Consider the following 20,431-nt stretch of genomic DNA (forward strand, 5'->3'; position numbering starts at 1 on the left):
GGGGGCAAGCGATGGATGACACCGGCAAGCTGCGTATCGAGCACGGCGGGTTTCTGCTCTTCCTTGCGCTGGTCAGCATTGCGGCCTTGCTTGTGGTGCTGCCCTTTTGGGGGCCACTACTGTGGGCGACGCTCGCCGCGATCCTGTTCCAGCCGCTATACGGCTGGTTCCTCAAGCGGCGCCCGGGCAAGGAATCGCAAGCGGCAGGCCTGACCCTGCTCGTCATCTTCATCGCGGTGATCATCCCGGCCATGTGGATCGGCAGCCGCGTAGTTGCCGAGGCGGCGCGGCTGGTGCTCGCCTTCCGCGAAGGGCGGATCGACGTCGCCATGTATTTCGAGCAGGTCTTTTCCGCATTGCCGGCGGGTCTTCAGGCCAACCTCGACGAAAGCGGGTTCGGCAATTTCGGCGAGCTGCTCCAGCGCGCACAGGAATTTCTGCAGGCCAGCCTCGGCCTGATTGCGCAGCAGGCGATCGCCATTGGCGGCAGCGTGTTCGGCTTCGTGCTGGCCTTCGCCATCGGGCTTTACGTCAGTTTCTTCCTGATCCGCGACGGCCGCGCGATCGGGGAAACGGTGCTCAAGGCTCTGCCGATGGACCGCAGCGTGGCGGATCGCCTCGCCGAACGGTTCCTCGGTATCGTGCGCGCGACGATCAAGGGATCGGTGGTCGTGGGCCTCGTCCAAGGCGCATTGGGCGCGGTCACCTTCTGGATTGTCGGCATTCCTTCCGTGCTGCTGCTCGGGGTCATCATGGCGATCGCCTCGCTCCTGCCCGCGCTTGGCCCCGCCATCGTCTGGGGGCCCGCAGCCATCTACCTGCTCGCTACCGGAGCGATCTGGGAGGGCGTGGTGGTGCTCGTTTCCGGCGTGGCGCTGATCGGCATGGCAGACAATGTCCTGCGCCCGATCCTCGTCGGCCGTGACACGGGCATCCCCGACTGGCTCATTCTCGTGACAACGCTGGGCGGCATCGCGCTGATGGGCCTGTCCGGCATCGTCGTCGGCCCGCTGGTGGCAGGCTTGTTCCTTGCCGGTTGGGGCATCCTCGCCGAGCAGCGCGAGAAAGCTGCCGCCTAACTTGCCAGCAGGCTCGCGTTGCCGCCCGCAGCCGTCGTGTCGATACAGACGACGCGCTCGGTCGCGAAGCGCGCGACATAATGCGGACCGCCCGCTTTCGGGCCCGTCCCTGATAGCCCCTCGCCGCCGAAGGGCTGGCTTTCGACCACGGCACCGATCTGGTTGCGATTGACATAGAAATTGCCGACCCGCGCCCGCGCCTCGACGAATTCGCGCATGTCGTCATTGCGACTATGGAGGCCGAGCGTGAGGCCATAACCGGTGGCGTTGATCTCATCGACCACTCGCCCGATTTCGGATGCCTTGTACTTCACGACGTGGAGCACCGGCCCGAAGTTCTCACGCTTGAGGTCGAGGATTGAATCAAGCTCGATGATCGTCGGGGCAACATAACAGCCCTTCGACGAGCCGCGATGGAGCTTGCGACGCCACACCTGCGCTCCACCCGTCTTGCGGCGCGCAACATGGCGTTCGAGTGCGGCCTTGGCATCAGGATCGATGACAGGGCCGACGTCGGTCGGAAGCTGTTCCGGGTCGCCGATCGTCAGCGCCTCGAATGCGCCGCGGATCATGCGCATCATCTCGTCATAGACATCTTCCTGGATGTGCAGGACGCGCAGCGCCGAACAGCGCTGGCCCGCGCTCTGGAATGCGCTGGCGACGACATCGCGCGTGACCTGTTCGGGCAGAGCAGTGCTATCGACGATCATGGCGTTCTGGCCGCCGGTCTCTGCAATGAAGGTCGCGATCGGGCCATCGCGCATGGCGAGGCTGCGGTTGATCGCCTGCGCCGTCTGGGTCGAGCCGGTGAAAGCCACCCCCGCGATGCGCGGATCGGAAGTGATCATCTCGCCCACATCGCCCGCGCCGGGGAGTAGCTGGAACACCTCTTCGGGAATACCTGCCTTGTGACACAGCTCGACCGCGAGGGCTGCGATCAGCGGCGTCTGCTCGGCGGGCTTGGCCACGACCGTATTGCCCGCGGCGAGTGCAGCAGCGGGTGGGCCGATGAAGATGGCGAGCGGGAAGTTCCACGGACTGATGCAGGCGAACACGCCCCGCCCGTTCAGGCTCAGGCGGTTTTCTTCCCCGGTAGGTCCGGGAAGCGCGAACGATCCTTCGCACAGGCGCCGGGCCTCGCCCGCGTAGAAGCGCAGGAAATCGACCGCCTCGCGCAGTTCGAGAACCGCGTCCTGAAGCGTCTTTCCGGCCTCGCGCTGGCACAGCGAGAGGAATTCGTCGGTGTGCTCTTCGAACAAATCGGCCGCCGCTTCGAGCAGGAGCGCGCGCTTGGCGCCTCCGAGCGCATTCCAGCCAGGCTGGATCTCTTCGGCACGCGAGATCGCTTCCTCGACCTCGAAATCGAGGCTGTCGCGGCGCGTTCCGACCTGCGCCGTCAAATCGTGCGGCTTGTTGATCGGAGCCGTCTCGCCTTCCGCGCCCGACATGAACGACGGCTCGGCGCGCCACTGCTTCGCTTCCAGAGCTTCGAGGCGCTCGAGCAGGGGTTCGCGCACGAGCGGATCGCTGAGATCGATGCCTGCAGAGTTCACCCTGTCGGGGAAGATATCGGTCGGCAGCGGGATCGCCGGATTGCGATGGGGTTCGAGCGCGCGCATGTCGGCGATGGGGCAAGTAACCAGCTCTTCCACCGGGACCTCGGCATCGGCCATGCGATTGACGAAGCTGGAGTTGGCCCCGTTTTCAAGCAGGCGGCGCACGAGATAGGCGAGCAGGTCCTTATGCGTGCCGGTGGGCGCGTAGATGCGCACATTGGTCCGCGAATTTCCCTCGGCCTGCGCGAGCGCGTCGTACACGTCCTCGCCCATGCCGTGGAGGCGCTGGAACTCGAAAGGTTTTGAACCAGCCAGCACCTTCACCGCGCCGATCGTATAGGCATTGTGCGTGGCGAAGGCGGGGTAGATCGCATCGTCGCAGGCGAAGAGCTTTTCCGCGCAGGCGAGGTAGCTGACATCGGTGCCGAGCTTGCGCGTGAAAACGGGATAATCGGTAAAGCCGCCAACCTGGCTGAGCTTGATCTCGGTGTCCCAATAGGCGCCCTTCACCAGCCGGACGAAGAACTTGCGATCGTATTTGCGGGCCAGCCGTGCGATCCAGTCGCACATCGGCAGGCCGCGTTTCTGATAGGCCTGGATCGCAAGGCCGAAGCCTTCCCACTGGCTGCCATCTTCGCGGGTGAAGAGGCTGTCGTCACGCGCCAGTGCCTCGATGATGTCCATCGACAGCTCGAGCCGGTCGGCTTCCTCGGCATCGATGGTGAAATGGATATTCGCATCGCGCGCCTTGGCGGCGAGATCGCGCAGCACGGGCAGCAGGTCGGTGACTGCCTTGTCGGCGTGGAAGAAGGTGTATTTCGGATGGAGCGCGGAGAGTTTCACCGAAATGCCGGGGCTGGTCGAAACCTTGCCCGAGGCCTCTCGCGCCAGCCGGTCGATCGCGCGCTCATAGGCCTGCCGATAGCGTTCGGCATCCTCATAGGTCATCGCCGCTTCGCCAAGCATGTCGAAGCTATGCGTCAGCCCCTTCGCGCGCTCGGGCGCGGCACGCTTGACCGATTCATTGATCGTGCGGCCATAGACGAACTGCCCACCGAGGATGCGCATGGCCTGCAAGGTCGCCTTGCGGATCACGGGTTCGCCAAGGCGGTTGACCGTGCGCTTCAGCGTCTTGCCCATGCCGCGCTGTGCTTCTTCGGGCCGTTCGAGCACTTCGCCGGTCAGCATCAGCGAAAAGGTGGCGGCATTGACGAAGGTGGAGGAGCTTTCGCCCATATGCTCCGCCCAGTCGATATCGCCGATCTTGTCGCGGATCAGCGCATCGGCGGTCGGCGCATCGGGTACGCGCAGCAAGGCTTCGGCAAGGCACATCAGCGCCACGCCTTCTTCGGTCGCGAGGCCATATTGCTGCAAGAAAGCATCGATCCCGCTCGCCTTCTGGCGGCGCGCGCCTTCGATCAGCCGCGTGGCCAGTTTCGCCGCCTCGCCGTGCAGTTTTTCCGCCCCCGATGCCTGCGCCATGCGATGGGCGACGCAGGCGTTTTCCTCCGCGCGATAGGCTTCGCGCAGGTTCTGGCGGGAGATAGGGGTGAGACGGACTGGATCGTGCAGGGCCATGCGACTCCGGATAATTGGCGTTACCAAGGCTGCGCACTTGGACCCGACGCACTGCCCTTTCAAGCTTTGTGAATTCCGCGCCGGGGCGCAGCGTTCGTCAGGCGCGATCGGCGAACCAACGCTCGAGCACCTGATGCGCTTCCTGCGGCAGGTGGAGCCCGAGCTTGCTGCGCCTCCACAGCACGTCATCGGCGCTGCGGGCGAATTCCTCTGTCACGAGATACTCGACTTCCGCCTCGTAAAGATCGCCGCCGAAGCACCGCCCCATGTCGCCAAGCGAGCGCGCAGTACCCAGCACATCGTCCACACGCGTTCCATAGGCGCGGCAGAGCCGGAGCAGGAGCTCGGGGGGTAGCCAGTCGAACCGGTTGGAGGCTTCCCACAGGAAGCGCGCAAAATCGGCGTCCTCGATGTCGCCGCCGGGCAGCGGAGCCGCGGCAGTCCAGGCCTCGCCCGGAATGTCCATGTGCCGCGAAAGCTTGGCGAGCGCGTGCTCTGCCAGCTTGCGATAGGTGGTGATCTTGCCGCCATAGATCGACAGGATTGGCGCACCGCCTTCGCTGTCGATCTCGAACACATAGTCGCGCGTGACGGTGGAATTGCTTGCCGCCTTGTCCTCGTAGAGCGGGCGCACGCCGGCATAGGTGTGGACGATATCCTCTTCGGTCACGCCGCTCTTCAGATATTGGGTGACTGCCTTGCGCAAGTAGCTGCGCTCCTCCGCCGTGATCTCCACCCGGTCGAGATCGCCTTCATAGAGCAGGTCGGTCGTGCCGATCAGCGTGAAATCGCGTTCATAGGGGATGGCGAAGACAATCCGGTTGTCGGCCTGCTGGAAGATATAAGCGTGGTCGCCGGCATAGGCGCGCGGCACGATAATATGGCTGCCCTTGACCAGCCGCAGGTGCGCAGGCGTTCCCTGCCCCAGCGCCGTACTGGCAACGCGGTCGACCCATGGGCCGGCGGCGTTGACGACTGCCCTTGCCGCAACGACGCGCTCGCCCTGCCCGTCGCGCAGGGTCGCGAGCCAGTGATCGCCGTGCCGCGCAAGCCCGATGCATTCGGTGCGCGTGGAGATCGTTGCCCCGCGCAGTTTCGCATCCATCGCGGTGAGGACCACCAGGCGCGAATCCTCCACCCAGCAATCGGAATATTCGAAGCCCGCAGTCAAATGGTCCTGCAGGATCGCGCGATGCGGCGCGACCTGGAGGCTGACCTTCTTCGAGCCGGGCAGCGTCTTGCGTCCGCCCAGCCGGTCGTAGATCGCGAGCCCCACGCGCAGCATCCATTTCGGCCGCATGCTTGGTTCATGGGGCAGGACGAAGCGCAGCGGCCAGATGATATGCGGCGCATTGGCGAGCAGCACCTCGCGCTCGCGCAGGGACTCGCCCACCAGCCGGAACTCGAATTGCTCGAGATAGCGCAGCCCCCCATGGACCAGCTTGGTGCTGGCCGAGGAGGTGTGCGAGGCAAGATCGTCCTTTTCGACCAGCTGCACGCTCAGGCCGCGCCCGGCCGCGTCGCGAGCGATCCCGGCGCCATTGATGCCGCCACCAATGACGAGAAGGTCGAGAGTATCGGTCATTCGACGCGGAACAGGCGCCCAGCCACCGCGTCGAGCTTGGACATCAATTCGCGGTCATGCTTGTCAGGCGCTGTCAGCACGCTGTCGTCCAGGGCCCGGTCGATCGGCGATGGGGTGCGCTTCTTGGGTAGGCCCTTACAGAATTTCTCGACCGTCTTGACCGCCAGCTCCGAGTTCTTGCCCATCTGTTCGATGATTTCGGCCACGTCTACGGCAGCCTCCTGCTCGCGCCAGCTGTCCCAATCGGTGACCATTGCGAGCAACGCGTAGGGCAGTTCCGCCTCGCGCGCGAGCTTGGCTTCGGGCATGCCGGTCATGCCGATCACCTCCGCGCCCCAATGCCGGTAGAGCTTGCTTTCTGCCCGGGTCGAAAACTGCGGGCCTTCCATGGCGAGATAGGTCGCGCCCTGCGTCACTTCTCCGCCAGCACGTTCGACGGACTTGGCCGCAAACTTCGACAACCGCTCGCACACCGGATCGCCCATCGACACATGCGCCACGAAGCCATTGTCGAAGAAGGTGGAGGGACGTCCCTTGGTATTGTCGATGAACTGGTCGACGCAAACGAAGCGGCCCGGCGGCAGGTCTTCCGAAAGCGAACCAACCGCGCTGATCGCCAGGATATCGGTGCAGCCAGCACGCTTGAGGGCATCGATATTGGCGCGCGCATTCACCTTTGACGGAATGACGGAATGCCCGCGCCCATGCCGCGGCAGGAATCGCACGCGTACATGGCCGATCGTCCCGCACAGGATCTTGTCCGAGGGCTTGCCCCAGGGCGAAGTGACCTCGATCCACTGGCGATCCTCTAGGGCATCCATCGCATAGAGGCCCGAGCCCCCGATAATGCCGATGGTCCATTCGCTCATATCTATGCCCCTTGATGCCCCACGCCTGCCTTGGCCCCAAGGCTGTCACCGCAGGGTTGGCGCTTTGGGTTAACGATATGGCAGGGTTGGAGAAATGCCGCCGACAAGTAAAGCACCAGCTTCGGCGCAATCCTATTCATGCTGCAATGCAGCGCGCCTGCTTGACTCCGCTGGCACTTTCCCGCGCAATTGGCCTATTGGAGAGGACAGGAGGATTTCCGACGTGCCAGAGCTGCAACCGCTTACTTTCGCAACGCTCACGCACCGGCTGCGCGAGCTGCACAAGCGGACCCAGGAAACGCCGCTCTTCAATCCGGTCTTCCAGCTCGCGCACGACCTTTCGCGCGAATTGGAAGCGGGCGAGCACACTTTGGAAGATTTCTCTGCCCTGATCGGCGAACTCGAGACACGTTCGCTCGAAGCGCGCGCGGACCGGATGTGCAACCTCGTCACCCCGCAGGACACGCAGAAGCGCATGACCGCGTTCTGCCAGGATACCGGCGGTTTCGAGGCCTTTCGCGAGCATTGGTCGCACCCGCAGCTACACGTCGTTTTCACTGCGCACCCGACATTCCTGCTGGCCCCTGCACAGACCGAGATCGTCGCCGAGGCAGCTGCCGGAGGCAAGGCGGTTGCGCCGGTCGACCCGCAACGGCCCGAGATCACGCTGCAATTCGAGCACGAACGCGCGATGGCGGCGATGGCCAATGCGCAGGATGCGCGCGACGCGATCAATGCCAGCCTGTTCGGCTGCGCGGCTGGCAACTGGCCCGATCGCTGGCGCGAGCTCGAGCCTTTGCCTTTCCGCTTCGCCAGCTGGGTCGGATACGACATGGACGGGCGGACCGACATCAAGTGGTACACATCGATCGCCTTCCGCCTGTCGGAAAAGGCGCAGCGGCTCGGTCGCTATGCCGACCAGCTCGAAGCCATCGATCCGGCGCACAGCCTCCTCGCCACACTGCGCAAGGCGCAGAAGCGCACCGCAGCGAGTGCCGAGGAGTTTGCGGGCGACCTGTCCGACCATGCCGATCTTTCCGCCGCCGCCAATCGGCTGACGGCTAATGGCGACGACAAGCTGCTCAGCCTGGCGCCCGTCATCTCGCAGCTCGAGGAAGAGGCGCTTTCGGCTGACCAGGACAAGGCCGTCGCACTCAAGACGCTGGCTGCCGCCATGCGCGCCGACGGGCTGGGCATGGGCCTCATCCATTTCCGCGTGAACGCCAAGCAGCTGCACAACGCCATCCGCAGCCGCATCGAGGGCGGGGCCGATATCGATCTAGGCAGCCAGGGCGCGCTCGGTGCACTGCGCGATCTGGTCAAGAATGCCGATCCGCTGTCTGCCAATTTCGCCTCGCTTGCAGTCGAGAGCAGCACGGCCGTTCGCCAGTTCCTCGCCATGGCGCAGATCCTCAAACACGTGGATGCCGATGCGCCGATCCGCATGCTGGTGGCCGAATGCGAACAGCCCGCCACCGTGCTGTCCGCCCTCTATTTCGCCAAGCTGTTCGGGATCGAGGACAAGGTCGATGTCTCGCCGCTGTTCGAGACCGAGACCGCGCTCGAACACGGCGGGCGCTTCCTCGATGCCCTGCTGCGCGAGGACGCCTATCAGGACTATGCGCGCAAGCGCGGACGTATCGCGATCCAGACCGGCTTCTCGGACGCGGGCCGCTTCGTCGGGCAAATCCCGGCCAGCCTCGCGATCGAGCGCCTCCAGGGCCGCCTTGCAGGCGCGATGGTTGCGAACGGCCTGACCGATGTCGCGGCGCTCGTGTTCAACACCCACGGTGAAGGCATGGGTCGCGGTGCCCACCCCGCGAGCTTCAAGGACCGTCTTGAATGGCCGATGAGTCCCTGGGCGCGCCGCCGCTTCGCACGCGCCGGCATCCAGCTCGAACCCGAAGCCAGCTTCCAGGGCGGCGACGGCTATTTGTTCTTTGCAACGCCCGAGCTCGCACGCGCTACGCTCTCGACCATCGCCGAACTTGCTCCAGCGGATACCGACCCGGACGCACCGACTGATCCCTTCTACCGGCGCACCGATCTCAGCCTCGATTTCTACCGTGCGATCAAGGATCACCAGCAGGATCATCTCGCAAGCCGGACATACAGCCGCGCGGTGACGGCCTTCGGTCTCGGGCTGCTGAACACCACCGGCAGCCGGGTCTCGCGTCGCCAGTCCGATCTCAGCGCCGAGCGCGAGATGAGCCTGCGCCAGATCCGCGCCATTCCGCACAATGCCATCCTCCAGCAGCTCGGCTATCCGGTGAACATCATCGCGGGCGTCGGCAGCGCGGCGGAGAGCAATTACGAGGACATCGCCGAACTGCTGCGCGAGAGTCCGCGCGGGCGGCAGATCATGCGGCTCGTTCGCGCCTCCAATGCGCTCGCCAGCATCAAGACGGTCGCCGCCTATGGCGAGCTGTTCAATTCGGCCTATTGGGCCAGCCGCCCCTATCGCGGGACCGAAGAACATCTGGCGCGCGCCTGCGAAAACCTCGCCGAATATCTCATTACCGACGATCGCAACGGCGTATTCCGCCGCCTTGCCTCGCGCCTGCGGGTCGATGCGCTCAAGCTGCACCGCCTGTTCGAACTGGTCCCCAACGAGGACCCGCATCCCGATCGCGAGCAGCTCCGTCGCACCATCGGCGTGCTGCAATCGCTACGCCTCGCATTGTTGCAGCACATGTTCCTCAAGGCAGTGTCGGTCCCCGCCTTCAGCCGCGCCAACGACATCAGCCGGCGCGACGTGCTGGAGATGGTGTTCACCCTGCGCGTCGACGAGGCGCTGGCGCAGATGCGCCGTGCCTTCCCGGCGAGCTATCCGGTCACCGGCGATTTCGCGATGGACGAAAGCGCGCAGTATCCGCGGCAGGGCGGCGAGGGCTACGACGCGATCCGCCGCGACTTCATCGATCCCATCGAGGAAGCGCATGCCTTGAACCTCAGGATCAGCACGGCCATCGCCAATCTCTTCGGCGCGCACGGATAGGGCTTACTCGCTCTGCAGTCCCCATTGTTCGAGGGCCGGTGAGATAAAGACCCCCGCCCTATTGCCGAGCAGTGCCTTGCGCGTCGCGCGATAGGCATCCACTGCCGCATCGCCATACTGCTTGCGGATGGCCTTCGCGCCCATCTGCGCATCCTTGCCCCAATGCATGGCGAAGGGAATACCGGCCTTGTCGAGCAGGTGCTGGAGCCGCTCGGCGGCCAGATGCGCGTCGGTGCCGAGGATGAAGTTCTTCGGCAGTCCGTCGATATTGATGATCGCATTGTCGTCGAAACGCAGGAAACCCATGGTCGCCGGGCTCTTCTTGGCAAAGCGCACCGTGTAGACGAAGTCCTTGCTGAACTGGCGCACGTTATTCTCGCCCTCGGCCATTTCGCGCGCGATCCGCATGACTTCGCCAAGCCGCTCGCGCGGGACGGCGAATGCCGCGTTGTAGACGTCCACGCGGATGCCCATCAGCTTGTGCGGGTGCCATTCGGCGGTCAGCTGCGCCAGCGTGCGCGGCACCTCCGCCTCGTCGCAGGCGTCGTTCTCCTTGAAGTCGTCGAAGATCATTTGCGGCACGTCGATCAAATCGCGCAGCCGCGCCTCGATCATCTCCGCGGCCAGCGGATTGCGCGTGACGTCGATGAAGCCCTGCGCGCCCCGCTCGCGGATTGCCTCGAGCGAGGTGTGGCGTACCTGTTCGCCCAGATTGTCGGGCTTGCCGCTGCTGTCGAGATCGAACCAGATCGTCTCGAGCACCTCGTTCGCAGCGCCGTCGAAGGGATCGAAAGTGAGTTCGTAATAGCGCGGGCTGCGACCCTGGGCGACATCGCCCATGGCCTCGGCGATCCTCCCCTGCTCGACAAGCTCGAACCAGTCGCCGGGCAAGACGCGCGCACGCTTGACCAGGCCGCAGTAGAACTCGTCGACCGCCTCGATCAGATAGGCGGAAACATAGCCCATGCCGCCAAGGTGTACGCGAGCATCGGCAAAGTGTACCGGATCGCCGATATCGGCGAAGTGCTCTACCCACTCGTCCCGCAGCACCTGCTTGGCTGGATCGCTAAGCCAGACCGACTTTTCGTTCCCGGTCGAAAGCTGGATGCCGTGTACATGTGTTTCGCAGCCGCTCTCCTCCCAGGTGGAACCATGCGAGCCGGTCCCTACAAGGCCGGCGACACTCTGCCCCTTGTGCGATCCCGCTGTCCGCAGCGAGAGGTCACGGCCTGCCCTGCCGAGCCATTCCATCAGCGTGTGGATCTTGGTCCCGCCGGTGACCATGACATAGCGGTGTCGGCCCTCGACACCGTCGCGGAATGCCTCCTCCGGTACAGGCCAGATGCCCGTATCGCCTTCGCTATCCAGGTGGGTCGACAGATTATGGTAGAGATCGCTCTGCGACCAGCCCGATCCGGTCACGCAGAGCTCGCGATCCTTGCCCGCCTCATCGGTGATGAAGGCGCCCAATGCCTTGCCACGTTCGGCAAGGATGCCCGCGAGATCGCCCGTCCCATCCTCGAGAATTTGCGCCCGGCGGCGATGGAATTTCATCACCGAGCGATGCTCGTTCATCCACGGTCCGCCGAACTCGCGTTCGATCTTCGTCATCGGCCAAATCCCCCAAGCCCCGGAAATGTCGTCGGTCTCCAATAGGCGAAAAGCGGCAAATGCTATAGGCCGGAAACGACGGATGGGAATTCTGGGGGGAAGCCATGCTGCAAGTCATCCTGATCGCGCTGGCCACGATCATAGTCATTGCCGCGATAGTCTGGTTCCTGCGCAAGCGGCTCAACTGGGGCCCGCAGAAGATCCATGCTCCGCATTTTTCCGACCATATCCATGTCGCGCCGGCGAGCCGCTTCATCGCCGATATTCAGCGCGATGCGAAGGTCGACCACTTTGGCCCGCGCCGGGACCCGATGGCCTGGGAGTTGCGCCGCATGGTCAAGCGCGCGGCTGCCCCGGGCGGCAAGACCGTCCTCAAGACGAGCGCGCTCGAGGCCGCGAGATCGGACAATGAGAAGGTCCTGATGCTTTCGGGCGGTGGGCAATGGGGGGCCTATGGCGCTGGGCTGTTCAGGGCGCTCCACGACGCCAGTCCCGATGCGCTTGCGATGACCAACGTCAAGGTCATCACCGGGATCTCCACCGGATCGCTGCAAACCCTGCTGCTTATGGTGGCGCTCGACGGGAACGCCAATCCGCAGACGCGGCGCTATGCGATGGAGCGGCTCGAATGGGGCTATTCTCCCAAGCGGGAAAGCGACGTGGTGGACAACCGGGGCATGATCCAGATGCTGCTGCGCGGTGCGCAGGCAGGCACGGCCCCGCTGCGCAGGCGCATCCGCGACGCGATCTACGAGAACGGCAGCGCGCAGATCCTTGATGCCATCCGCAACAGCTCGATCGAAGGCTACATCGGCTTCGTCGAGGCCAATTGCGGGCACTTCCACTATGCCGACGTGCGCGAGCTCGCACGCACCGCACCCGACAATGAGGCCGCGGTGGAGGCGCTGACCGCCGCGGCCATGGCATCTTCCGCCATGCCGGTCTTCCACCAGCAATTGCGCGTCACCGGGCTCAAGCAGGGTGACCGTTCACTTTATGATGGTGGCGTACGGCGCTCGGTATTCTTCGAGCGCGCGATGGAAGAGATGCAGGAGGAGATCAAAAAGCAGGCGGGCGATCCCGCCGATGCCAATCCTCCGGGGAATGAGCAGGCCAAGGTCGCGCCCGACTTCTTCGTGGTGCGCAACGGCCCGACCGTGCGCGACCTGGCCCCCCAACTCGATGCGAGCGACGGTCCGCTCGGCAATGGCAAGCGCGGCTACGACTTGCTGGTCAATGAAAGCGAGATCGGCGCGATCGCAAACCTGCGCCTGCTCAATCCGCATGGCACGATCTGGGTGACGACCGCCGATGGCTGGGACGATTTCGACTGCCAGTGCGAGGATGGCGACTGCAGCAAGGATGACGAGATGTTCAAGCCGGGCTTCATGGCCTGCCTGCGCGATCTTGGCCGTCACAAGGTCCAGCGCAACGGCGGTCCCTGGTGGGAGATGAGCAAGCTTTAGAAATCAGCGGCTGAGGGATATGCTGGCCAGCACGCCGCCCGCGCTGACGTCGCCCGCGATCCGCTCGCGCAGCTGGACATCGAAATCGACCCAGCCGCGATGGGCAACCGTATCCGTCTCATCGAAATGGAAGCGGATCGACAGGCCAGCACCCGCGCCGAGTGATCCTTCCTCGATCCGGCCCGTATCTATGTCAGCTCTCGCTACGGCATAAGGGGTCAGCGACATGCCGTCTCCGATGGAGAATGCCCGACCATAGCGGGCCTCGGCGATCCCGTAGGTTACCTCGTTCTCGAACAGATATGAGACGTCGGAATAGACATGGAGATAGCTCCAGTTGCTGCGACCCAGTTCCGGCTCGACACCCTCGCTCGCTGAGAATGCGCCGCGCAGTGACCAGTCTTCGAGGCCCTGCGCGTCGAGACCGACCAGCCGGCTACCCTCGATGTTGAGATTGACCTTCGAGAAGGGCTTGTAGCGCGCCCCGACCCAGCCCTGCATTGCATTCCCGATAATAGCGTCGTCGCCGAGAAACTCGGAATGAAACGCGCGCACGAACAGGTTGAACGGCCGTCCATTGCGCCAGCCGCCGATCCGGCGCGAGAATTCGAGGCCCGACTGGAGCACCTCCTGATCGCCCAGTGGCGCGATCCCGTCAGGTCGCCCCGAGGAGCTGTAACTGGCCTGCCCGGCGATGGCCCAGCGCCGCCGCAACTCGCGAACCTCGCGACGGATATGTTCGCGCTGCGCTTCATCGAGGGGCTCCGGCTCGGATTCATCGAGCGCAAGGCCTGTTGCGAACAGGGTTGTCGCGCGATCATCCATACCGCGCCGCTTCGCGCTATAGGCCGCGTCCAGCGCCGGTTGCCGCGTGAAGCTAGCGTGCAGGTTCTTGTCATCGAGAATACGCTGGGCCGTTGCATCGTCCCCTGTGGCAATCGCGACCATCGCCCAGTCGAGCGAGTGGTCGATATCGAGACCTGGGTCCGCATCCGCCTGCGCAAGCACCGCTCGCGCCTCTTCGACCAGGCCTGCACCGACGAGGGACAGCGTCTGAGCCCGCAAGTAGTAGCCTCGCTTTTCCGGATCTGTTTCGAACTTCGCTGCATGGGAAAACGCGTCGGCTGCATCGCGATTCTGTCCGAGCCTCGCCCGCGCCTCGGCGGCGAGCGCCCACCAGTTGGGATTCTCGGGATCACTCGCCAATGCAGCTTCCGCGCCCCGCGCCGCCTCGACATAGCGACCATCTTCGTAAGCCCCAAACGCGTCGTCCTGCACTTCTCGCGCCCACACAGACGTACTCGTGGCCATCGCCAGCGCGAGACCCCACGCAACCTTGCGCATCTATTGCGACCCCTCCCGTTTGCACAGGAGCGTGGCCCAAGCATGCGCGATGCGCAAGTGGTTGATTCGATGATGTTTGATGCAGTTTCCGGTAGGGGACTGTTGGTGCGGTCGAGAAGACTCGAACTTCCACGGCCTTGCGGCCACAACGACCTCAACGTTGCGCGTCTACCAGTTCCGCCACGACCGCACACAGTCTGCATCGGAAGCGAATCTCGATAAGGAGATCGGCTGCTCCCGCCGGTAGGAGCGCGCCCCTAGCAGCGAGCCATGAACGCGGCAAGCACCAATTTTTTAGGCACGCGGATTAGAGCGGGGCCCAGCCCACATCGGCATAGACCGCATTGCGCGGCACATCGGTGCGGACCTCGTCGATCGGCACGGTTTCGCCCGGGGCGATCGTCGGCTGCGGCGGCTGGACCACCCAGCTGTAGACCTGGTCCTCGCGCTCGTTGAGCATGACGATAAGCACCGGGGGAAGCCGCCGCGTCTCGCGCGAATTATTCGTCACCTCGACCCTTGCGGTGAACATCCAGGTGTCGTTTTCGAGCTGGCGCCAGCGCTGCGTATCCTGCGGGAAGGCGAGAGAGAGGTCAGGCGGCACGGCGCCAAAGAGCGGCTTTTCGACCGGCCACCAATTGGGCGTTCCGTAACGCTGGATTGCAAAGATGCCGCCCACGGCCAGGAGCGCGAAGATCGCCGCAGCCCAGGTCCAGATCTTGAGCCAGTTGCGACGAGGCCGGAACGGCGGGGAATGGTCGAAGCTGGATACGAGGTCGTCCTCGTGTACCTCGCCGTCGAAATTGGGTTCCGCCTGCGGGACTGGCTGCTCATCGAAGGACGGCGGACGCGTCTCGTCGAAGTCCGGTGCCCGCTCGCGTGGCGTCTCATCCCCATCCGCGGAAGGCGGGACGATCGAGCGACGACGTCCGGGGATGGCCGGGGCCTCCGGCGCGTTTTCCTCAGGAGCCCCTGCAAATCCTTCGGCTGCCTGCGGCTCAGCGTAGTCCTGCTCGACGGGAGGAGGCGGTGGTGGCGGAGGAGGAGGAGGTGGCGCTGGCGGCGGCGGAGAGGCAGCGGCTTCGCTCGCGACGACGCCCTCTGCGCTTGCCCCGTCCTGGAACCACGAGTGCTTGCACTTGGCGCAGCGTACCGTCCGCCCATCGACACCGATGGCGTTGTCGGGGACGACATAGCGCGTGCTGCAGGCCGGACAGGCGATAATCATGGTGAAAGCTGGCTTACCCAGCCACACGAATCTCGACAAGCGGCGTAGCTGTGCGCGAAAGGCTGGGACCACTTTTTTCCCCAGCGAAGGCCCGTTATAGGCGCAAATCGTACGATGGCGTCAGCATTTCCCTTCGAAACCACCCCGGTCCGGGCCAAATGAGCGCGCCCGAACAGGAGATCGTGCAGTTCGACAATGTCGGCCTGCGCTATGGAACCGAGCGCGAAGTGCTGTCGAACGTCTCCTTCTCGCTGTTCTCCAGCCGCTTCTACTTTCTCACCGGTGCGAGCGGTGCGGGCAAGACCTCGCTGCTCAAGCTGCTCTACCTCGCCCAGCGCCCTTCGCGTGGTGCGATCCGCATGTTCGGTCGCGACGTCATCACGCTGCCGCGCGACAAGCTGCCCGCCTATCGCCGCCGGATGGGTGTGGTGTTCCAGGATTTCCGCCTCGTCGATCACCTTTCTGCGTTCGACAATATCGCATTGCCACTGCGCGTCTCGGGAGTGCGGGAAGCGGATCTGCGCGAACCCGTATCCGACATGCTCGAATGGGTCGGCCTCGCCCATCGCGCCGAGGCTCGCCCAGCAACGCTTTCGGGCGGCGAGCAGCAGCGTGTTGCCATTGCCCGGGCCGTGATCGGGCGGCCGGAAATTCTCATCGCCGACGAACCGACCGGAAACGTCGACCCCGAAATGGCGGTCAAACTTCTGCGGCTGTTCGAGGCGCTCAACCGTCTCGGCACGACGGTGGTGGTGGCAACGCACGACATCCAGCTGCTACGCAAGGTGCCCGACAGCATGATCATGCGGTTGTCGAAAGGCATGCTGTCCGATCCGACGGGCGCGCTCAAATATCCGCCGCGGCGCGAATCCGGTGCTGGAGGCAATACGTGAAGCGCCCTCCGACAATCGGACGCGCCGTCGATCGCGGGCTCGCGCCTTTCCGCGGTCGCCGCGCTGCCCGGCTCCTGCCGCAGACGCGCCTTGGCGGGCCGATGCCCTGGGTCATCGCGATCATGGTCGCTCTGACCGTGGTCGCGGCAAGCGGCGCCCTGTCGCTGTCGAATATGGTCTCCACCGCGCGCGGCGAACTGGCCGGCACCGCGACCGTCCAGGTGGTCGAGCCCGATCCCGAGCTGCGGCAGGAACAGGTGGAGGCAGTCGGCGACGTGCTCGGGCGCGATCCCGCAGTGGCCGGTTTTCGCATAGTGCCGCAGGAAGATATTGCCGAGCTTCTCGAACCGTGGCTCGGATCGGGCGAGGAGATCGAAGGCGTTCCGATTCCCGCGCTGATCGATGTCGAGATGCGCAAGGCCGACGATGGCGAAGCACTCGCCCGGATTGAGAATGCCTTGCGCGAAATTGCGCCACGCGCCCGCATCGACGCGCAATCGGTCTGGCTGGCCCCCGTGCTTTCCGCCCTCTCTGCGCTGAAAATCACCGCATTGGCGCTCATCGCGATGCTCGCTTTCGTGGGCGCAGCTGCGGTCTGGCTGGCAGCCCGCAACGCCCTGGGCGGCAATCGCGACACGATCGAGATCGTCCATCTGCTCGGGGGTAGCGATGACCAGATCGCGCGTATCTTCCAGCGCTCCATCCTGCTCGACGCGGCGGTCGGTGGCGTACTGGGGCTTGTTATTGGCGTGGCGGCGATGAGCTTTCTCGGCAGCCAGTTTGCCGCCCTTCAGTCCGGGATGGTTGCGGGAGGGTCACTGCTTGCGGTGGATTGGGTGCTGATCCTGCTCGTCCCACTTTTCGCGATTGCAATTGCCGTCTACACCGCCCGCATGACCGTGCTTTCATCCTTGCGGAAAACGCTGTGATCCTGCGCCTGCTTGCCGCCATCTTCCTGGTCTACGCTTTCGGCTTCATCGGTTTCGCGATGACGCTGCCGGGCCCGGCTGCGAAGACCACGACCGACGCGGTGATCGTGCTTACCGGCGGGCCCGGCCGCATCGCGCGCGGGCTCGAAGTGGTCGAGCAGGGCCTCGCGCGGGAAATGTTCGTCTCCGGCGTCGACCCGGAGGTCAAACCTGCCGAATTCGCCGAAGAATTCGAGGTGTCCCGCCGCATGATGAATTGCTGCGTCACGCTGGGCTACCTCGCGGTCGATACGCGAAGCAATGCCGGCGAAGTGGCGCAGTGGATGAAGGAGAAGGAATTCGACTCCGCTCGTCTGGTCACCACAAACTGGCACATGGCGCGGGCCTATTCGGAAGTGGCGAGCTCGCTGCCGGAAGGCACGACCCTGATACGCGACGCTGTGGGGGCGCATCCCGACCTTGCAACGCTGTTCCTCGAATATAACAAGTTGTTGGCCTCCGAGGTCTCGCAGGGCGTGCCGGACAATCAGGCCGATGGAGAGGCTGAGGCGTCAGCCGAAGAAATGCCGGACCAGATGGATGCTCCTGCTTCGTAACCTCCTGTTCTATCCGCTTTTCTATCTCGGCTCCTTCCTGATCACGGCGGCGTCGCTCGCCAGCGCGCCCTTCTCGCTCGCAGCTTTCCGCAGACGGGTTCGCGATTGGGGCCGGTGGCAGCGCTGGTGCCTGAAACATTTTATCGGCGCAGACCTGGTCATCGAGGGTAAGCCACAGGAAGAACCGGTTCTCTACGCCATAAAACACGAGAGTTTCTTCGAGGCGATCGATGCCCCGGCGCTGCTCGGCGCGCCCTCGGTCTTCGCGAAGAAGGAGCTTTTCGCGATACCCGGCTGGGGCCACGCGGCGCTTGCTTACGGGCTGATCCCGGTTGCGCGTGACCAAGGCGCCAGGATGCTCATGGCGATGATCCGAAGCGCGAAGAGGATGGTGGCGGATGGTCGCCCTCTGGTCATCTTCCCCGAAGGAACGCGCGTGCCGCACGGGGAACGACGGCCGCTGCAGGCCGGCTTTGCAGGCCTCTACAAGATGCTTGGCCTGCCGGTCGTGCCCGTCGCCGTGCGCAGCGGGCCGGTCTACCATCACTGGCTCAAGCGGCCCGGCACGATCACCTACCGGTTCGGGGAACCGATCCCGCCTGGCCTGCCGCGTGCCGAGGTCGAGCAGCGCGTAGTCGACGAAATCAACGCGCTCAATTCGTAGCGCTAGTGATCCTTCCGCCCGAAGTCAGGGCGATTGTCGTCCTGTCCTTCTTCGATCACCTCGCGGCGAATGGCGCGGGTACGCGTGAAGAGATCGAACAGCTTATCGCCATCGCCCGTACGGATCGCGCGCTGGAGTGCCGTGAGGTCCTCGGTAAACCGCCCCAGCACCTCGAGCACTGCCTCGCGATTGGTCAGGAAGACATCGCGCCACATGGTCGGATCGGAGGCGGCAATACGGGTGAAATCGCGAAAACCGCCGGCGGAATATTTGATGACTTCGCTGCGGGTCACATCCTCAAGGTCCGACGCTGTGCCGACGATGGTGTAGGCAATCAGGTGCGGCAGATGGCTGGTCACGGCGAGGACGAGGTCGTGATGCGCGGCATCCATTACCTCGACCTTTGCGCCGAGCGCTTCCCAGAAGGCGGAAAGGCGTGAAACCGCCTCGCGGTCGGCGTCTTCGGCAGGCGTCAGGATACACCAGCGATGGCGGAACAGTTCGGCGAAGCCCGCATCGGGTCCGCTCTTCTCGGTCCCGGCCACGGGATGCGCCGGAATGACCTGCGCGCCGGGCAGCGCCTTGGCCAAAGCCCGTGCGACATGCGCCTTCGAGGAGCCGACATCGCTTACTATCGCACCCTCGGGCAGGCTCGAGGCGATGGCATGGCCCGCCTCTTCCATCGCACCCACGGGTACGCAGAGGATCACCAGATCTGCTTCGGCAACCGCCTCCCCGGCAGTCTCGTATACACGCCCCACGAGGCCGCGTCCGGCTGCCCGCTCGCGCGTCTCGGGATCGTGATCCCAGCCGCTGGTAGCGACGTGAGGCAGTGTCTCTTGCACCCCGAGGCCCACGGAGCCGCCTATCAGGCCCAGCCCGATGATCGCGACATGCGAAATGGTCATCCGGCGCGCTCTGCCGCTTGTCTTAGAATGGCTGCGATGTCGTCCATCTGCTCTGCCGTGCCGATCGTTATCCGCAGGCCATGCGGCAGTCCCTGACCGGGCAGGTGGCGCACGGCATAGCCCCCGTCAGCCAGCGCGCCCAACGCCGCCTCGGCCGTAAGCTTTCCCTCGAACAGGACCAGCAGGAAATTCGCCTTGCTCGGAACGGCGCGCAAGCCGTGGTTGCCCATGCCCGCAATGGTTTCGGAAAAGCGCGCAAGCTCGCGGTTGTTGGCCTCTCGTGACTTGGCAACGAAATCCTGGTCGCCGAGGCCGGCAATCGCCGCTCTCTGGCCTGAATTCGTAACGTTAAAGGGCCCGCGAATGCGGTTGAGCGCATCGACGAGATGCGGCGCACCGGTCGCCCAGCCGATCCGCTCGCCCGCAAGCCCGTAGATCTTGGAAAAGGTCCGCGTGACGAGGACATTGTCGTGCGCCTCGGCCAGCGCCAACGCTCCATCATCCTCGCCCGCTTCGAGATATTCGCCATAGGCCTGGTCGACGACCAAGAGGACATCCGACGGCAATCCGGCGTGCAGCCGCTCAATCTCCGCGCGAGGAAGGAAGGTGCCTGTCGGATTGTTGGGATTGGCGAGGAAGACGACGCGGGTGTTGTCCGTCACCGCGCCGAGCAACTGGTCAACGTCGGTGGCATAATCGACATCGGGGGCCTCGACGGGCGTCGCCCCGCAGCGCCGCGCTGCAATCTCGTAGACCACGAAAGAGAAGCGCGCGTAGAGCACCTCGTCGCCCGGTCCGGCGAAGCCTTGCGCCGCCAGGTTGAGCAACTCGTCGGAGCCCGTGCCGCAGACGATCCGCGCAGGATCGATCCCGTGAACTTCGCCTATCTTGGCGCGAAGGGCGTTGGCGTCGGGATCGGGATAGCGCGCGGGTCCTGCAGGCTCGGCCAGGGCAGCCAGCGCGGCCTCGCTGCAGCCGAGAGGGTTCTCGTTCGCAGAGAGCTTGACCAGCTCGCGCCCGTCTGCCCCCTTGCTCTTGCCGGGGACATAGGCGTGGATCTTTTCGATCCAGGGTTTCATCTGGGGAGCTTGCTTTGACATCTGCGCTTCGTCGCATGAAAGAAATAC

General features: G+C 64.5%; 15 protein-coding genes and 1 tRNA gene. 7 read left to right on the top strand and 9 right to left on the bottom strand.

Going from position 1 to position 20,431, the window contains the following annotated elements:
* The first annotated feature begins 11 nt into the window (after nucleotides 1–11).
* The gene (locus K3146_RS10450; protein ID WP_221546225.1) at nucleotides 12–1,079 is read left to right on the top strand and encodes an AI-2E family transporter; all 1,068 of its coding nucleotides are present in this window, start codon (nucleotides 12–14) and stop codon (nucleotides 1,077–1,079) included.
* Here the strand turns inward: K3146_RS10450 and putA are convergent.
* The 3 genes from putA to mtnP all read right to left on the bottom strand — a co-directional run bounded on the left by putA (nucleotide 1,076) and on the right by mtnP (nucleotide 6,667).
* Nucleotides 1,076–4,213 (bottom strand): bifunctional proline dehydrogenase/L-glutamate gamma-semialdehyde dehydrogenase PutA, encoded by a 3,138-nt coding sequence (gene putA / locus K3146_RS10455; RefSeq protein ID WP_221546226.1) that lies wholly within the window; start codon nucleotides 4,211–4,213, stop codon nucleotides 1,076–1,078. The two genes, K3146_RS10450 and putA, sit on opposite strands and share 4 nt — an antisense overlap.
* Before the next feature lie 97 nt (nucleotides 4,214–4,310).
* A complete protein-coding gene (gene glpD / locus K3146_RS10460; protein ID WP_221546227.1) occupies nucleotides 4,311–5,798 on the bottom strand; it encodes a glycerol-3-phosphate dehydrogenase in 1,488 nt (495 codons plus the stop codon).
* Nucleotides 5,795–6,667: an S-methyl-5'-thioadenosine phosphorylase gene (gene mtnP, locus K3146_RS10465; RefSeq protein ID WP_221546228.1), complete on the bottom strand. Its 873-nt coding sequence runs from the start codon at nucleotides 6,665–6,667 to the stop codon at nucleotides 5,795–5,797. The genes glpD and mtnP overlap by 4 nt, the downstream gene beginning before the upstream one ends.
* Nucleotides 6,668–6,890: 223 nt before the next feature.
* Between mtnP and K3146_RS10470 the strand changes: the two genes are divergently transcribed.
* Entirely contained in the window at nucleotides 6,891–9,665 is a 2,775-nt protein-coding gene (locus K3146_RS10470) for a phosphoenolpyruvate carboxylase (RefSeq protein ID WP_221546229.1), read from the top strand.
* Nucleotides 9,666–9,668: 3 nt separating this feature from the next.
* Here K3146_RS10470 and K3146_RS10475 read toward each other — a convergent pair whose 3' ends face one another.
* Nucleotides 9,669–11,276, bottom strand: a complete 1,608-nt coding sequence (locus tag K3146_RS10475) for a hypothetical protein (protein WP_221546230.1) — start codon at nucleotides 11,274–11,276, stop codon at nucleotides 9,669–9,671.
* A gap of 104 nt (nucleotides 11,277–11,380) precedes the next feature.
* On the opposite strand from K3146_RS10475, the gene K3146_RS10480 reads away from it, so the two are divergent.
* Entirely contained in the window at nucleotides 11,381–12,742 is a 1,362-nt protein-coding gene (locus tag K3146_RS10480; RefSeq protein WP_221546231.1) for a patatin-like phospholipase family protein, read from the top strand.
* Between the two features lie 3 nt (nucleotides 12,743–12,745).
* Here K3146_RS10480 and K3146_RS10485 read toward each other — a convergent pair whose 3' ends face one another.
* The 3 genes from K3146_RS10485 to K3146_RS10495 form a co-directional block, all read right to left on the bottom strand.
* Nucleotides 12,746–14,086: a bacteriophage N4 adsorption protein A gene (locus tag K3146_RS10485; protein WP_221546232.1), complete on the bottom strand. Its 1,341-nt coding sequence runs from the start codon at nucleotides 14,084–14,086 to the stop codon at nucleotides 12,746–12,748.
* A gap of 103 nt (nucleotides 14,087–14,189) precedes the next feature.
* A tRNA-Leu gene (locus tag K3146_RS10490) sits at nucleotides 14,190–14,276 on the bottom strand.
* A gap of 117 nt (nucleotides 14,277–14,393) precedes the next feature.
* Complete coding sequence (locus tag K3146_RS10495) at nucleotides 14,394–15,353, bottom strand: zinc-ribbon domain-containing protein (RefSeq protein ID WP_247711197.1); 960 nt, start codon at nucleotides 15,351–15,353, stop codon at nucleotides 14,394–14,396.
* A 119-nt stretch (nucleotides 15,354–15,472) separates the two neighbouring features.
* Here K3146_RS10495 and ftsE point away from each other — a divergent pair, with 119 nt between their 5' ends.
* Genes ftsE through K3146_RS10515 form a run of 4 tightly spaced genes read left to right on the top strand, consistent with a single transcriptional unit; the run spans nucleotide 15,473 to nucleotide 18,396 of the window.
* Entirely contained in the window at nucleotides 15,473–16,207 is a 735-nt protein-coding gene (gene ftsE / locus K3146_RS10500; protein WP_221546233.1) for a cell division ATP-binding protein FtsE, read from the top strand.
* Nucleotides 16,204–17,136, top strand: coding sequence for a cell division protein FtsX (locus tag K3146_RS10505; protein ID WP_221546234.1), 933 nt, complete (start codon nucleotides 16,204–16,206; stop codon nucleotides 17,134–17,136). Before ftsE ends, K3146_RS10505 begins: the two co-directional genes overlap by 4 nt.
* Nucleotides 17,133–17,732 (top strand): YdcF family protein, encoded by a 600-nt coding sequence (locus tag K3146_RS10510; RefSeq protein ID WP_221546235.1) that lies wholly within the window; start codon nucleotides 17,133–17,135, stop codon nucleotides 17,730–17,732. Before K3146_RS10505 ends, K3146_RS10510 begins: the two co-directional genes overlap by 4 nt.
* Nucleotides 17,716–18,396: a lysophospholipid acyltransferase family protein gene (locus tag K3146_RS10515; RefSeq protein ID WP_221546236.1), complete on the top strand. Its 681-nt coding sequence runs from the start codon at nucleotides 17,716–17,718 to the stop codon at nucleotides 18,394–18,396. Before K3146_RS10510 ends, K3146_RS10515 begins: the two co-directional genes overlap by 17 nt.
* 2 nt (nucleotides 18,397–18,398) lie before the next feature.
* On the opposite strand, the gene K3146_RS10520 is transcribed toward K3146_RS10515, so the two are convergent.
* Both K3146_RS10520 and hisC read right to left on the bottom strand, forming a co-directional pair.
* Complete coding sequence (locus K3146_RS10520) at nucleotides 18,399–19,304, bottom strand: prephenate/arogenate dehydrogenase family protein (RefSeq protein ID WP_221546237.1); 906 nt, start codon at nucleotides 19,302–19,304, stop codon at nucleotides 18,399–18,401.
* Nucleotides 19,301–20,404, bottom strand: coding sequence for a histidinol-phosphate transaminase (gene hisC, locus K3146_RS10525; protein ID WP_221546238.1), 1,104 nt, complete (start codon nucleotides 20,402–20,404; stop codon nucleotides 19,301–19,303). The genes K3146_RS10520 and hisC overlap by 4 nt, the downstream gene beginning before the upstream one ends.
* Nucleotides 20,405–20,431: the final 27 nt, after the last annotated feature.

The sequence above is a fragment of the Qipengyuania vesicularis genome, from assembly GCF_019711415.1.
GTDB lineage: Bacteria > Pseudomonadota > Alphaproteobacteria > Sphingomonadales > Sphingomonadaceae > Qipengyuania > Qipengyuania vesicularis.